This window comes from Staphylococcus kloosii (genome assembly GCF_032139365.1).
In the GTDB taxonomy this organism is placed as follows: domain Bacteria; phylum Bacillota; class Bacilli; order Staphylococcales; family Staphylococcaceae; genus Staphylococcus; species Staphylococcus kloosii_A.
This window is the reverse complement of sequence record NZ_JAVTDB010000051.1, coordinates 1-216: the sequence shown is the minus strand read 5'-3', so window position 1 is coordinate 216 and position 216 is coordinate 1. Positions and strand designations below refer to the sequence as shown.

The following is a 216-nucleotide window of genomic DNA, read 5'->3' as shown; positions in this document are numbered from 1 at the left end:
AGGGTTGTTTTATTTTTTCTTCTTTCTAGTTTCTTCCCCAGTAAAAGGGTCTATGTACTCTATCATTGTTAGTTGTTCAGCTACTATATCCTCTTGTAATTGATTTCTAATATAATTTTCTATTACTTTTTTATTTCTACCAACTGTATCTACATAAAAACCTTTACACCAAAATTTTCTGTTACCATATCTATACTTCAAATGGGCATGCCTATC

The 216-nt window shown here is 29.6% G+C and carries 1 protein-coding gene; it reads right to left on the bottom strand.

What is annotated here, in order from left to right; genetic code table 11:
• Nucleotides 1-9: 9 nt before the first annotated feature.
• The coding region (locus RPL90_RS06715) for a transposase (RefSeq protein WP_204186982.1) at nt 10-216 on the bottom strand (207 nt) is incomplete at its 5' end.